Annotated in this window: 8 protein-coding genes; all 8 read left to right on the top strand. The window is 44.8% G+C overall.

What is annotated here, in order from left to right:
* Positions 1–74: 74 nt before the first annotated feature.
* The 8 genes from GD631_RS00540 to GD631_RS00505 all read left to right on the top strand — a co-directional run bounded on the left by GD631_RS00540 (position 75) and on the right by GD631_RS00505 (position 15,266).
* Complete coding sequence (locus tag GD631_RS00540) at positions 75–1,913, top strand: glycoside hydrolase family 2 protein (RefSeq protein ID WP_143257679.1); 1,839 nt, start codon at positions 75–77, stop codon at positions 1,911–1,913.
* 564 nt (positions 1,914–2,477) lie between these two features.
* Complete coding sequence (locus GD631_RS00535; protein ID WP_143257680.1) at positions 2,478–4,622, top strand: hypothetical protein; 2,145 nt, start codon at positions 2,478–2,480, stop codon at positions 4,620–4,622.
* 31 nt (positions 4,623–4,653) lie between these two features.
* The gene (locus GD631_RS00530) at positions 4,654–6,471 is read left to right on the top strand and encodes an endo-1,4-beta-xylanase (protein WP_143257681.1); all 1,818 of its coding nucleotides are present in this window, start codon (positions 4,654–4,656) and stop codon (positions 6,469–6,471) included.
* 110 nt (positions 6,472–6,581) lie between these two features.
* Positions 6,582–7,493: a ribokinase gene (rbsK, locus tag GD631_RS00525; protein WP_143257682.1), complete on the top strand. Its 912-nt coding sequence runs from the start codon at positions 6,582–6,584 to the stop codon at positions 7,491–7,493.
* An 11-nt stretch (positions 7,494–7,504) separates the two neighbouring features.
* On the top strand, positions 7,505–9,058 hold the full coding sequence (locus GD631_RS00520) for an ADP-ribosylglycohydrolase family protein (RefSeq protein WP_143257683.1): 1,554 nt from the start codon (positions 7,505–7,507) through the stop codon (positions 9,056–9,058).
* A 15-nt stretch (positions 9,059–9,073) separates the two neighbouring features.
* A complete protein-coding gene (locus GD631_RS00515) occupies positions 9,074–10,078 on the top strand; it encodes a GRP family sugar transporter (RefSeq protein ID WP_143257684.1) in 1,005 nt (334 codons plus the stop codon).
* 218 nt (positions 10,079–10,296) lie between these two features.
* A complete protein-coding gene (locus tag GD631_RS00510; RefSeq protein WP_143257685.1) occupies positions 10,297–13,458 on the top strand; it encodes a SusC/RagA family TonB-linked outer membrane protein in 3,162 nt (1,053 codons plus the stop codon).
* 23 nt (positions 13,459–13,481) lie between these two features.
* Entirely contained in the window at positions 13,482–15,266 is a 1,785-nt protein-coding gene (locus GD631_RS00505) for a RagB/SusD family nutrient uptake outer membrane protein (RefSeq protein ID WP_143257686.1), read from the top strand.
* The last annotated feature ends 1 nt before the right edge of the window (position 15,267 follow it).

The following is a 15,267-nucleotide window of genomic DNA, read 5'->3' as shown; positions in this document are numbered from 1 at the left end:
AGGGAAAGGGGGCAGAAGGTCTCTTTTCCTTATAGAAGGATTTTTTTTACTGAAATTTCTAAAATAAACTGAATATGAGAAACAAAACGAGCAGAATGTTATTTCTGCTATGTCTTTTAGCTTGTTATGTCTCGCCGATGAAAGGGCAGCAGATTTTACAGAATGTGTATGACCGTGATATAACCATCCTCAATGGCAACTGGGAGATAATAGTCGATCCCTTTGACACCGGTTACTATGATTATCGGTTGAACAGTACGAACGGTTTTTTCAGAAACCTCCGGCCCAAGTCGAAATCGGATATGGTGGAATATGACTTCTGCAAGACCGAAACCTTGAGAGTGCCGGGCGACTGGAATACACAATCCGACAGATTCTTCTTTTACGAAGGCAGCATCTGGTATAAGAAAGACTTCAACTATCAGAAGAAAGAAGGTAAGAAGGTGTACCTTTATTTCGGTGCAGCCAATTATCTGGCAAATGTGTATATGAACGGTGAAGTGCTGGGTATGCACGAAGGCGGGTTTACTCCTTTCAGTTTCGACATTACGGATAAGGTGAAGGAAGGCAACAACTTCGTCATTCTCCGTGTCAACAATGACCGCAAGCCCGAAGGTGTTCCTACGGTCAATTCCGACTGGTGGAATTATGGAGGTATTACCCGTGACGTGCTGTTAGTGGAAACTCCGGAGATTTCCGTAGACGATTATTCTGTGCAACTGCCAAAAGGCAAGTACAACGAAATCAGCGGATATGTACAGACTAATGTAAAAAGAAGCGGTGTATCTGTAACGGTCAGTATCCCCGAGATGAAGATAAGCAAAACCGTCACTACTGATCAGAATGGCAGGGCACTCCTTTCAATGAAAGCTGTTCCCAAGCTATGGAATCCAGAAGACCCGAAGCTTTATGAGGTCGTTCTTTCTTGTGGCGATGAGGTCATCAAGGACAAAATAGGTTTCCGCCAGATAGAGGTGCGGGGAAAGGAGATTTATCTGAATGGTAAGAAAACTTTCTTCCGTGGCATTTCCATTCATGAAGAAGCACCGTTCCGCCAAGGTCGTGTGGCTACGGAGGCTGAATGCCGTACGTTGCTGGGATGGGCCAAGGAACTGGGATGTAACTTTGTGCGTCTAGCTCATTATCCTCACAACGAAAAGATGGTACGTGCTGCCGAAGAGATGGGATTGATGGTATGGGATGAGATTCCTGTTTACTGGACGATACACTGGGACAATCCGGAGACTTTCAAAAATGCTTCCACGCAGTTGAAGGACATGATGGATCGAGACAAGAACCGTTGTGCGGTAGTCGTATGGTCTATTGCCAATGAAACTCCGCGCAGTGAGGCGCGTGATAATTTTCTGGGAGCTTTGGCGCGTCAGGTGCGTGATGCTGACAATGTCCGTTTGCTAAGTATGGCGATGGAAGTAAGCTGGAAGCCGGATAATGTGTGCACCATTGACGACAACATGAACAAGTATGTCGACATCATCAGTTTCAACTGTTATCTTGGTTGGTATGGTGGCAAAGTGGCAGACTGTAAAAATCGTAAATGGGAGATTCCCTACGACAAACCCTTCTTCGTGAGTGAATTGGGTGGTGGTGCTTTGTATGGTCGTCATGGTGATATAGACGAACGTTGGACGGAAGAGTATCAGGAGGAACTGTACAAACAGACGTTGGCGATGTATGATCGTGCAGAAGGATTCTCTGGAATGTCACCATGGATTTTGATGGACTTCCGTTCTGCACGCAGGCAGTTGCACGGTGTACAGGATTTTTTCAACCGCAAAGGGCTTATCTCCGAGAATGGTCAGAAGAAGAAAGCTTTCTACGTGCTTCAGGATTTCTATAAACAGAAAAAGAAAGAATATGCTCCCGGTGATGTCAAAGCTACTTTCTATAAATAAAGAAAAAGAAATAAATGCTGTCATCTGTCACCAAATGCGGATTAATCGTCTGATTATAAGTAGCTAAGTCGGTGACAGCAAGAGGTGACATCACAGTGACAGCATAATTGCCGTCACCGTGATGTCCAACCTTTTGATTTGAGACGTATGAAGCATCCTGTTTTTAAGGGAAAACCTTTTGTTTCACACCGAGAAACTGGAGTTTCCATTGCTTGAAACTTGAGTTTCTCACTGATGAAACCAAAGTTCCTCAATGCTGAAACTAGAGTTTCTTACCGATGAAACTAGAGTTTCAATAGTAATAAACTAACTTGATGACTAAGCTTCACCCTGTCACAAGTTGGCAGATGGGGAGCGGGAGTCGATGAAATAGCAGGATTTTAATGGGTTAACCCATGCGGTTATGTGGTGACAGCAATATATCTGTCACCGTGCTGTCACCTCTTGCTGTCACAGCCTTATTTATTTATACACAATTTGTTATGTCTTATTCAGTGACAGATGACAGCAAATTATAAAAATATTCTCTTATGTAATGTTAACCCTAATAATCAATGAAATAGTATGAAGAAAGTATTCTGTCTTTTGATGGTCGTCTTGCTGGGCGGGGCGGCATCAGCGCAGACATCGAAACAAAAATCCCTGAAGGAAATCATTTGTAGGGGAAACATTGTCACCACCACCTACCAAGAAGATGCGGAGGCTGGTTGCTACCTCGGCAACGGTCGTTTTGGAGCGGTTTTTTCAGGCTTGGGGCTTACAATGAGTCCGGAACAGCAAAAGAGCCGAAAGACGGGACAGTCTCAATTCTCGCATCTGAGCCACTGGGGCAGGTTTCGCTTCGTCTCATCCATTGAGAAAAAGGAGACCACTGCGGACTATCTGCTGCCGTTGTTGAAATTGCATTGGGAAGAGGAACCGAAAACCGTTTCTTCTTATCGGCAGGAGCAAAATATGTATGATGGGGTACTTAAAACAGTCTATACCTTGGATAATGGAGTGAAAGTACGGGTGCAGAACTGGTTCGACCAAGTAAACAAAAATCTGGCAGGCATCCGTTTGGAACTCTCCGAAGGAACTCTTTCTGTGAAAGCCACCGCCCTTACCGATTTCCTTGCCTATTCTTTTGTATTCCGCAAACCGGTGCGGCAAAGCATTTCCGCGAAACGGGTGGGGGATAATTATCTGCTTACCATTGTCTGTGAGGAAACCCTCAACTGTTGCCGCTCACAGATTTATTTCTACAGTACCGCTCCGGTGGAACTTTGTGAGGACGGGCTTCGCTTCCTCGTTTCCAAAGGAAAGAACGAAATCTTTGTCTCCTACGGTGAGCCGGTGCGGCAGAAGGACAGAGTCTCTTCCTTGCAGAGAACCAAGAAACACTGGCACGAAACGTGGCGGAAGAGCGGATGGATGGATTTCCCGGAGGAAAACGCACAGAAGATGTGGGTGCGCTCTATGGCGTATTTGCTTTCCTCTCATGATGACTTTGAAGCGGGTATCATTCAGCCTACCAACGGATTGACAGGGAACGTTTTCCCCTTCCATTTCGTGCAAGACTTGGGCTACATAAGTCCTGCCCTGATGATGACCGGACACAATGACATTGTGATGCGTTGGATGGAGAAGTTTGCGGGCGAGATAGAGGCGATGAAGAAATATGCCAAGCATCTGTGGCCACAGTCTGAGGGAATCTATCCACCTTGGGAACTGCCCTTCGGTAGCATTGAGGGCTATCATGAACCCAACGTTCCGGTAGCCTACTGTTATGAGCCCCACAATCCGGGCTATTTGTGCCGCATGGCGATGGAAGCCTCCGACTTTGCCGGTGATCCGGCATGGGCGAAACGGTATGCTTATCCGCTGATTCGTGAAGTATGCCGTTTCTATCGGTCTGCCTGCAAAAAAGGTACGGATGGGCTTTGGCACATGGAGTGGTATCCCAGTATCGGACAGGATGAAGCGGGCGGAAGAAATAAGAAAAACTATTTGTGCAGTCTGTACAGTGCACAGTATTCCTTTCAGACCGCTGTGGAACTGGGGCTGGATGAAGACGGTAGCCTTGCTGCCATATTAAAAGACGGTCTTGCCTTTAAAAGCCTGATGTCTGACCGTGGAACTTATCACACAGCGCATGATGCCGATGATTTCGGCAAACAGAAGCATCCCGTTCAGTTGGATGGACTTGCTTATTTCCCCGTCGAGAAAAAGCCATTGTTGCCGGAACGGAAAGCCTATGAGTTGCGGCAAGAGCTTACCGAACGGGCGAAAGAACCTTTCTTTGCCGGATGGACATTGGGTGAGTTCCTGCTGGCGGGTTCCAATATAAAAGATGTAGAGGGATGGCGTGAGGACTGGGCGAAAATGCGTCCTTCCAACTACACCGATTCCCGGTGGATTCAGATTTATGAAACCTGCGGCAACGCAGGTGCTTCTTTCTATGTCACCACTCATGGCATGATTTTACAAAGCTTGATTCGCAACTATGTAAATGATTATTGGGGAAGATTGGACATTGCTTCTTGTCCGGTGTTTGAGGGAGATGTGTCTTTCGGCAACATCGGCACCCGGTTGGGCGTCATTGTCTCCGGCACTGTGGCAAAAGGGAAGGTCTGTTTGTCATTGACGGCGCAGCGGGACTGTACGTTTGGTGTGAACGGTGTTTCCGTGATGATGAAGCGGGGAGAGACTAAAAAGATGAATTGGTAATAGAATAAAGAACCTATCAATAAAAGAAATTATGAGAAACCGAAAGTTATGGGTGCTTGTCACCTTGTTTGCCTGCACCTTCCAGGCACAGGCACAGCAACGGGCGGCATTGTCCGAAACGATCAAGAGCCGGGTGGCGGAAGTCCTCCTCGACTCCGATGCCCGACAGGAAAACTACTCCTTTAAGGATAGCCATGCAGCCACTGCATCGCCTAGCCGATGTGCGTTGAAGACTGACAGACAGAACTTGCCTTATTATGACATCGAATTACAGCGCGGCAGTCAGTCGCAATACTCCGTATGCTTGCAGTGGAAGGTCGGTGTGGCTGTCAGCAAGGGGGACGTGATGCTTGCCCGTCTTTCCATGCGTACAATCTCTGCCCGTCAGGAGTCGGGGGAGTCGGTTGTCTATGCCTATTTTCAAGAAGGGCACACACCCTATACCAAAAGTTTCGTGAGTCAGATTGGTGCCGGGCGTGAGTGGAAAACGTTCGACCTTCCTTTTGTGGCGCACAAGGACTTCACTTCCGGAGAGGCCGTCTTCGAACTGGCTTTCGGTTCGTTGGCACAGCACGTGGAAGTCTGCGGTGTGCAAATTTTGAACTTCAAAGAGGCGTTGAGTGTGGATGAACTGCCTGTCACCTGTTTCTCTTATGCCGGTCGTGAAGTTGATGCCCTATGGCGGCAGAAGGCACTGCAACGCATCAAGGAAATCCGGACGGCTCCCCTTACGATACAAGTGGTGAATGCAGCGGGAAAGCCGGTGAAAGGTGCGGTGGTAGAAGCGGTGATGCAGCAGTCGGACTTCCTTTGGGGAACGGCAGTCAACGAATCCGCCTTGTCGGGAGAAGGAGCGGAAAACGACCTTTACCGTCAACATCTGAAAGAGCTCTTCAACACAGCCGTCATCGAAAACGGCATGAAAGCCGGAGGATGGGCATGGGACATCAATCGGAAGGCAAACACCTTGCGCTCTTTCGAATGGTTGGATCGCAACGGGTTTCGTCAACGCGGACACAATCTTGTCTGGCCGGCATGGAAATTCAATCCATCCATCACGAAAGAAATAGCCCTCACCGATACTGCCCTTTTCAATCGTTTCATCAAAGCGCAGTTCTATGAACGGATGGCCTACACCAAGCATCGGGTGGTGGCATGGGATGTGGTGAATGAGCCGATGCATGAGAAAGAATTTTTCGCTTATCTACCCAAAGACATCATGGTGGAGTGGTATAAATTGGCGCAACGACTTGACCCTGAAGCACAATTGTTCATCAATGATTACGCCATGTTGAACTGCGTGCAGAGTCCGCAGAATATAAGTGAATATATAGACACCATCGAAATGCTTCGTAAGAAGGGGGCACCCATTGGTGGCGTTGGCGTGCAGGGACACATAGGCAGGCAGCCTCGCAATCCGGAGCAGGTGCTGACAGATTTAGACCTTTTCATACCTACCCGCTTGCCGGTTCAAATCACAGAGTTTGATATCAACACACCGGACGAAGAATTACAGGCGGATTATACGCGTGACTTTTTGATTGCTGTGTATAGCCATCCGTCCGTGACAGGTGTGATTCTTTGGGGATTTTGGGAAGCACACCATTGGAAACCGGATGCAGGGATGTTTCGTAAGGACTGGACGCCCAAACCGAACGCAGCTGTCTGGCGCGAATGGGTGACCGGACGCTGGAAGACTCATGTGAAGCAGTCTACCGACCGGAAGGGCACGGCGTGTCTTCGCGGACATCTGGGGAGCTACAAAGTACGTGTCACCTACAACAATACAGTGAAAGAAGTGGACTGCCATCTGGAGAAAAGTGGAAGTGAATTATTGGTTACGCTGTAAAAAAACGGATAAATTGGTCATACTGTTATCTGTTGTTTTTTAACATATCATTCTTATAGGGATGGAACCAAATGATGCTCTATATTTACAAAAAAGAAAAATAAGATGTTATGAGTAAGATAGTCGTTATAGGCAGCAGTAATGCTGATTTGGTGATAAATACTAAAAAAGCTCCTGAAGGAGGTGAAACAGTGATGGGGGAATCATTTGCAATGAATTACGGGGGTAAAGGAGCCAACCAGGCTGTGGCAGTGCAGCGTATCGGAGGAGAGGTCATTTTGGTTGCCAAAGTGGGAGACGACCAGTTCGGTCACCAGATGCGCAATCATTTTGCGGAAGAAAAAATGGATCTGACCTATCTCTATACGGATGCAGAGACCTCGTCGGGTGTGGCTCTGATCATAGTTGACGAGCGTGCGGAGAACCGTATTGTCGTGGCAGCCGGTGCTAATGGTAAGCTGACAGAAAAGGACATCGAGACCGCCCTTCCTGTAATAGAGAAATCGGAAATTGTACTTATGCAGCTTGAAACGCCTATGGCTACAGTAGAGTATGTGTGTAAAAAGGCGGCGGCGTTAAACAAAAAGATGATTTTGAATCCTGCACCGGCGTGTCAACTGTCTGATGACCTGTTGAATGGCTTGTTCCTCATTACTCCGAATGAGACAGAAGCAAGTATATTGACCGGTGTCTCCGTGGAAGATGAGGCTTCGGCGCAAAAGGCTGCTGACATATTACTTGGCAAAGGGGTTCAGAATGTGGCTATCACACTGGGTGCTAAAGGTGTCTGGGTACAGAATGTTTATTGCAGCCTTTTGGTGAAGAGTTATAACGTTAATGCGGTTGATACGGTAGCGGCAGGCGATGTGTTCAACGGAGCAATGGCAGTGGCCTTGTCAGAAGGCAAGAATCTGATAGAGGCAGCCAATTTTGCTTGTGCCGCATCCGCTATCTCTGTGACGCGGATAGGTGCTCAATCTTCTGTGCCCTACAGAGAAGAGGTAGAAGAATTTATGAAATAATAATATAAGCAATGAAAAAAAGCATGTTAACAGCCGGAGTAGCGGCAGGATTATTAGTCACTTTAGCTATCGGTTGCACTTCACCACAGCAGCAACAGTCATCACTTCCCGAGGAGATGACAATGTCAAAAGAAGTCCTTCTTGACAAGATCAAAGGTGGATGGGCCGGTCAAACCATAGGATGTACTTATGGTGGTCCCACCGAATTCAAGTTTAACGGCACTATGATTCAAGATTATCATCCTATCCGGTGGGAAGATGGAAATATAAAAGAGTGGATGATCAACGGTCCGGGGCTTTATGACGATATTTACATGGATCTCACTTTTGTGGAGGTATTTGACCGTTTGGGGCTTGATGCGCCTGTCGATTCATTTGCCATGGCATTTGCCAATGCCGACTATATTTTGTGGCATGCCAATCAGGCTGCGCGGTTCAATATACTCAACGGAATTATGCCTCCGGAATCAGGTCACTGGCTTAACAACCCTCATGCTGATGATCTCGATTTTCAAATTGAGGCGGATTTCTCTGGACTTATGTCACCGGGTATGCCTAATTCAGCAAGTGAAATCTGTGATAAAATAGGGCATATCATGAACTATGGAAACGGATGGTACGGCGGTGTATATGTTGGTGCTATGTATTCGCTTGCTTTCGTTTCGGATGATATCGAATTTATTGTCACCGAGGCATTGAAGGTTATTCCTAAAGAGAGCTTATACTACAAATGTATGCGCGATGTAATTGGCTGGTACAAGAAATATCCTACTGACTGGAAACGGACTTGGTTTGAGGTACAGCGTAATTATTCGGAAGATATAGGTTGTCCCGATGGTGTATTCAAACCTTATGATATTGACGCTACTATCAACAGTGCCTATATTTTGATGGGACTTCTCTATGGTGAAGGTGATTTCTTTAAAACGATGGATATCTCCACCCGTTGCGGACAAGATTCAGACTGCAACCCTGCATCAGCCGCCGGTATTCTCGGTACCATCATTGGTTATAGTAAGATTCCCGAGTATTGGATGAAGAATCTGCGCGAAGGCGAGGATATTGATTTTGCATATACTTCCTCATCGCTAAACAAAACCTATAAGATGAGTTATGCCCAAGCTATGCAAATGATTGAACGCAATGGGGGCGTAATTGCGGACAGCACTGTTACTATCAAGTGTCAAAAGCCAGTACCTGTAAAGTTGGAACAGGCATTTACCGGCATGTATCCTATTATGCGTAAGAACCTGAATAAAATGGCACAGGAATTTGGTTCATTTAATTTTAACGGTACCGGCTTTGCCTTGCGCGGTAGCGTGAAGTCGGATAAGAAAGACTATGTGGCTGACCTGTCGGTGTTTGTGGATGGCCAATTAGTACAGGAAATGAAGTTGCCGGCAGACTTCAACAAGCGTAGCCAGGAGGTATGCTGGAAGTATATGTTACCAAAAGGAGAACACACACTTTCTTTGAAGTGGAACAATCCGGAAAAAGAGGCAATGCTTCACTGTGGTGAGATTATCGTGTATTCCGATGCACCTGTAAAGTTTAACCATCAATAATGGAGAGACGGAGATATGTTTATCGTAGATAATTATACATTAGCCATCCTGTTTTGTGTCGCTACGATGTTCTGTTGGGGATCGTGGGGAAATACACAGAAATTAGCTTCGAAGACGTGGCGTTACGAATATTTCTATTGGGATTACGTCATTGGAGTCCTTTTATTTTCTGTCTTGTCAGCGTTCACTCTTGGTAGTATCGGACAAACTGGTATCAGCTTTCTTCCTAATTTGATGCAAGCCGATTGCTACAATTTAGGTAGTGCATTGGTGGGAGGTGTTGTGTTCAATGCCGCTAACATCTTGTTATCGGCTGCTATTTCTGTGTGTGGCATGTCGGTGGCTTTTCCCGTAGGCATCGGGCTTGCTTTAGTACTTGGTGTGCTGGTCAACTATTTTGGATCGGCAAAAGGAGATCCGGTGTGGATATTTTCGGGTATAGTACTCATCGTTGTGGCGATTCTGCTCAATGCGTTGGCCTATCGGAAAGCAATGGTCGGTGGTAAAAAGAAAGTCTCGTTTAAAGGTATTGCCTTGTCTATTTCTGCGGGAGTGATAATGGCATTCTTCTACCGTTTTGTGGCGGCGTCAATGGATCTTGACGATTTTGTCCATCCGGCGGCGGGTAAATTGACCCCTTATACAGCTGTATTCGTGTTTTCTCTTGGCGTTTTCTTCAGTACATTTGTATTTAACAGTATCGCCATGAAGCATCCTGTGGAAGGTAAACCGATTTCTCTATCAGGTTATTTCAAAGGCTCTTCGACGACTCATCTGGTAGGTATGCTAGGTGGTGTGATATGGTGTCTCGGACAGTCTTTTAGTATGATTGCTTCTGAAAAGGCGGGTGCGGCGATCTCTTATGGGCTCGGGCAGGGAGCCACGCTTGTTTCTGCGCTGTGGGGAATTCTTATATGGAAGGAATTTCGAGGAGCTCCCCAAATTTCTAATCTTCTCAATATTGGTATGTTTGTGTTGTTTCTTATCGGTTTGGGTATGTTGATTTATGCAGGGGCTTAAAAGAATGGAAGTCGATTGCCTAAAGGGGTAAGCTATTGAGATTCCCCATTTTTAACATATTCTCTTTATAGGAATAAAATATAATCAGACTCTTAATAATATAAATGAATCAAAATTAAATAAAGTGAATGAGACTATGAGAAACATTAAAACGATGTGACGATTTTCGCAAAAAGAGATTAATTACCTTATTTTTAACTTTAAATGATTGAAAATGTATGAATAACCAAACGTTTAGGAATAATGATCCGGGGACAACTAGAAAAAGAAAACTGTTGTTCTGGATGCTTCTTGTTCCATTTCTTACCGGTGGACTAAATGCTTATTCCCGTCCGGTATACGAGGATACGCCTGCTGTGCAACAGCAACAGCGGAAGATTACCGGAATTGTGCTGGATGCTACGGGAGAACCTGTCATCGGTGCGGCAGTCAAGATGTTGGGTGAAGGGGCTGCGCAAGGTACCATTACCGATTTTGAAGGACAATTTGTGATTACAGGTCCTGCAGCGGCATTTCAGCTTGAAATTTCGTATATCGGCTTCAAGAAGAAAGTAGTCAATGTGGTTGCTGGGAAGAATAAGTATAACGTTCAGCTTGTGGAAGATACCCAATTATTGGATGAAGTGGTAGTAGTAGGTTTTGGTACACAGAAAAAAGAAACCGTGACCGGAGCAATTTCCATGGTTCAGACGAAAGAACTGGTACAGTCTCCACAGGCGAATGTGAGTAATATGCTGGCGGGACGTATGCCGGGACTTTTGGCCGTACAGCGGAGTGGTGAGCCTGGCTCTGACTATTCTACGTTACGTGTCCGTGGTGTGGCAACCTTTGCCGATGGTGAAGGTTCTCAAGAACCGCTCGTGCTGGTGGATGGTATTGAAACGACTAATTTTAATAATATCGACCCCAATGAAATAGAATCTTTATCTATTTTGAAGGATGCCTCATCTACGGCTGTATATGGTGTGAGAGGTGCCAACGGTGTGATTCTGATTACTACCAAGCGCGGTAATACCGGAAAACCTGTTATTTCTTATTCAGGTAATTTCGCTATGAACCAGTTTACGGATATCAGAGAAACGATGAATGCGGAGGAATATACCCGTTCATATAATGAGGCTCGTAAATATGACTCATATATTACGGGTGGATACACGCCCAAATTCTCGGAGGAGGAACTTGCTAAATATGCTTCTGGAGAAGATCCTCTTTTTTATCCGGACGTAGATTGGTATGATTTGATGTTGAAAAAACATTCTTTCACTACACAGCACAACGTAAATATATCCGGTGGTGTGGAAAAAGTGAAGTATTTCGTTTCAGCCGGTTATTATAATCAGGAGGGGTTGTTCAACAGTACGAATTTGATGGAAGGCTATAAAGTACAGTCGGCTTATGATCGTTTTAATTTCCGCTCCAATCTGGATTTTGAGATCAGTAAGCGATTGAGTGTAAAGCTGAACATTGCATCGCAGATGGAAAACATTACCGGTAATGCTGGTGATACAGGAAGATTGATGAGTGCTTTAGCTCGAGCCAATCCTGTTGAATCACCGGGTGCCGTAGATGGGAAAATTATAAAGGCTGACAATAATCCTTTAATACAATTCTATGAGAATGGTTCTCGAAAAGATTATCGGAATCACTTGAACGGTTCGGTCGGATTGAAATATAAGATACCCGGTGTAGACGGCTTACAGTTTACCACCACTTTCTCTTATGAGAATTATTATCGTCACCAATCAACGTATGTGAAAAATCCATTTCTGACTTATACGATTCAGCGCACAGAGTCCGGAGGGGTTCATTTCACTCCATCGACTTCTGACAAGCCTTTCACTTATTCGGGAAAATTTGGAAAGAATAGACGAACTTATTTTGAAGCCGGATTCAACTATAACCATAAGTTTGGAAAGGATCATGCTGTAACGGCTTTGTTGCTTTATAATCAGAGCCGTAGGGTCGATCCTAATTTGGCATATAAAGTAGCCAATAGTTATCAGGGGCTTGTCGGTCGTGTGACTTATGATTACAAGAGCCGCTATTTGTTGGAATTCAATGTCGGATATAATGGTACTGAAAACTTTGCGGAAGGCAGACGCTTCGGCTTTTTTCCTGCCTATTCTGTGGGGTGGGTTGCATCCGAAGAACCTTTCTTCCCCAAAACTGATATTATTTCGTTCTTGAAGTTGAGAGCTTCTTATGGTGAAGTGGGTAATGACCGTATCGGTGGTGACCGTTTCTTGTATTTGCCTACTGCTTATACCACCGGCACTGGAGGACAGTATTATTTTGGAGAAGTGGGGTCTACTTATGTGAAGCAAAATATTTCCAAAGAAGGTAAAATCGGTAATCCCTATTTAACGTGGGAACGTGCCAAGAAGATGAATATAGGTATTGAGGCCTCCTTCTGGAATAATAAGATCAAGGTAACGGCCGACTATTTTGTTGAAAAACGTGATAATATATTAGCTAACCGGAAAAACTATGCCGTTCTTTTTGGAGGTGTACCTTCTGCCATGAATTTTGGTAAAATGAAGAATGGTGGATTAGAATTCGATGTTACTTACAGAGGTGTGTATCAAGATCTTAATTATTGGGTACGTGGGAATTATACCTACGCGCACAATAAAATTGAGTATATGGACGAGGTGAAGACACCGTATGAATATCAGCAACGGACAGGACAGATTTTGGGACAGTATTTCGGACTGATCTGTGACGGTATATACAATACTTGGGAGGAAGTGAATGACCCGAATCGTCCGATGTCCAGTTGGCAAAACAACAAAATTCAACCGGGAGATTTGATATATCGGGATGTGAACGGAGACGGCATTATCAATAGTTATGACGAAGTGCCCATAGGATATTCCAACTATCCGGAAATCATATATGGCCTTTCGTTTGGAGGTGACTGGAAAGGATTTGATATCTCGGTGCTATTTCAAGGTGCTGGACATGTTTCATTACAATATTCACGTCTTTATACGCGAGGTTTTCAAGAAAACTTTTCCGCGCCCAAATCTTTATTGGAGAGCTGGAGTCAGGAACGTTATGAACAAGGGTTGCCGATAAAATACCCTCATTTATCGGAAGGTAATGCTACCCAGAAACATAATTATCAGAATTCTACCTTCTGGACTCGGGACGCAAGTTATTTGCGTTTGAAGAATGTGGAGATAGGTTATACCTTAAAATCGGATTGGTTGAAGAAACTGCGCATGTCTTCCATGCGTGTGTTTATCAATGGTAATAACTTGATTACATGGTCGGATATGTTCCAAGGTGTAGACCCCGAAACAGCTCAACAAGCAACGAATTATGAGCCGTATCCTATCACCAAGATATATAATATAGGAGTGAACATTAAATTCTGATTCATTCATAAAATAATTCAGCTATGAGAAATAGATTTATAATTAAGATACTTCTTTTGTTGGCAGTCATTTGTACTTCTGTCAGTTCATGTGTGAAAGGCTTTGATGAGTTCTTGGACAAACCTCCCGGGGTGGATATTACAGAAGATACCATTTTCTCTACCAAAAAAGACATAGAGACATTTGTCTTCGGTACGTATATGTATGGCATTCATTCCTATTATCCGTATAATACGAATAATGGGAGTGTGAATCCGAATCCGTCTATGTGCATGACGGCTCCTATGTGCGATGAAGCGGAGATGGCACAAAGTTTTTTTACCTCACAGGAGTGGAATACAGGATCTATATTGGCTAACAATATCAAAAATCAGGAAGATAAGCGTTTTGATTTGCGTTGGACGGCCATCCGTCGTTGCAATATTATTATTGAACGTTTACCGGGAACTACACTTACGCAGAGAGAAAAAGACCAATATTTGGGCGAAACGCTGTTTCTCCGTGCGTTGAATAATTTTGAAATGTTTAAGCGTTATGGTGGAATGCCTATTGTGGACAAACGTTTGACGGAAGCTGACGATTGGAATAAACCACGTGCTTCAGTGGCGGATTTTGTGAATTATATTGTGAATGATTGTAATGAATCTGCCAGACTGTTGAAAGGCGTTGTATATAATGCCAACCAACGTGGACGCGTTACGGATGCCGCGGCTTTGGCGCTGAAGGCGAAGACACTATTGTACGCTGCAAGTCCGCTCTTTAATACGGATGAGCCTTATTTACCGACTGATCATCCGGAACTGGTATGTTATGGTAATCGTGACCCGCAACGCTGGAAACAAGCGGCAGATGCTGCATTGGCAGCTCTGGATGCTGCCCGAACGTCCGGTTTCAAATTGTTGGATAACGATGATGTGGAGAATGATTATCGTAAAGTATGGGATACATATGATAATGAAGAAATTATCTTGGCAGAGAAGTTTGACGGTAAAAAAGGTAACTGGCAAGCACCTTGGGGATTGATACTGCCCGCAGGTTTAGGTATGAACGGTTGGGCGGGAAATGCAGTATGCGTGCCGCATAACTTTGTATGCAAATATGAAAAGATGAACGGTGATCCCCAAACATGGAATGAACCGGGCATACCAGGTACGGATCTGATGGAGAAATATGCTGAATTGGATCCTCGTTTCAGACAAACGATGGCATATAACGGATCGAGTTGGAATCATCTCTATACGGATATGCAGCTATATGAAGGAGCTAAAGGACAAAGTCCTGGTCCCGGTACGAACGCAACGGGTGTGATAATGCATAAGCTCATACCTTATGCTATGAGTAACTCTACTAATTATCAGATGGAGGCAAATGCTATCTTATTCCGTGTTGGTGAGCTTTATCTGGATTATGCGGAAGCGTTGAATGAATATCTTTCGTCGCCATCTCAAGAAGTGTATGATGCTGTCAATACGATTCGCGACCGTGCAGGTATGCCTGATCTGCCGACTGGTTTGTCACAAAAGCAGATGCGTGATCGTATAAAGAATGAGCGTGCTGTCGAGTTGGCTTATGAAGATCACCGTTTATGGGATATCCGCCGTTGGATGGATGCTGAGAAGGAAGGGGTTATGCAAGGGGCATTCTATAAAGTTATCATAACGCGTAAGAGTGGAACAGGACTGTCTCAAAAATGTGATTATGTAATATCCGAATATGAGAAACGTGTATTCAATCGCAATATGTATCTGCATCCAATTTTTGAAAGTGAGGTAAATAAGGGATACATGATACAGAATCCCGGTTGGTAAT

Origin of the sequence: Bacteroides luhongzhouii (assembly GCF_009193295.2) — a bacterium.
Taxonomy (GTDB): domain Bacteria; phylum Bacteroidota; class Bacteroidia; order Bacteroidales; family Bacteroidaceae; genus Bacteroides; species Bacteroides luhongzhouii.
This window is presented reverse-complemented; position numbering and strand designations above follow the sequence as displayed.

Coding starts and splice junctions, on each gene's coding strand:
- GD631_RS00540 (WP_143257679.1), top strand. CDS start 75: ATGAGAAACAAAACGAGCAGAATGTTATTTCTGCTATGTCTTTTAGCT.
- GD631_RS00535 (WP_143257680.1), top strand. CDS start 2,478: ATGAAGAAAGTATTCTGTCTTTTGATGGTCGTCTTGCTGGGCGGGGCG.
- GD631_RS00530 (WP_143257681.1), top strand. CDS start 4,654: ATGAGAAACCGAAAGTTATGGGTGCTTGTCACCTTGTTTGCCTGCACC.
- rbsK (WP_143257682.1), top strand. CDS start 6,582: ATGAGTAAGATAGTCGTTATAGGCAGCAGTAATGCTGATTTGGTGATA.
- GD631_RS00520 (WP_143257683.1), top strand. CDS start 7,505: ATGAAAAAAAGCATGTTAACAGCCGGAGTAGCGGCAGGATTATTAGTC.
- GD631_RS00515 (WP_143257684.1), top strand. CDS start 9,074: ATGTTTATCGTAGATAATTATACATTAGCCATCCTGTTTTGTGTCGCT.
- GD631_RS00510 (WP_143257685.1), top strand. CDS start 10,297: ATGAATAACCAAACGTTTAGGAATAATGATCCGGGGACAACTAGAAAA.
- GD631_RS00505 (WP_143257686.1), top strand. CDS start 13,482: ATGAGAAATAGATTTATAATTAAGATACTTCTTTTGTTGGCAGTCATT.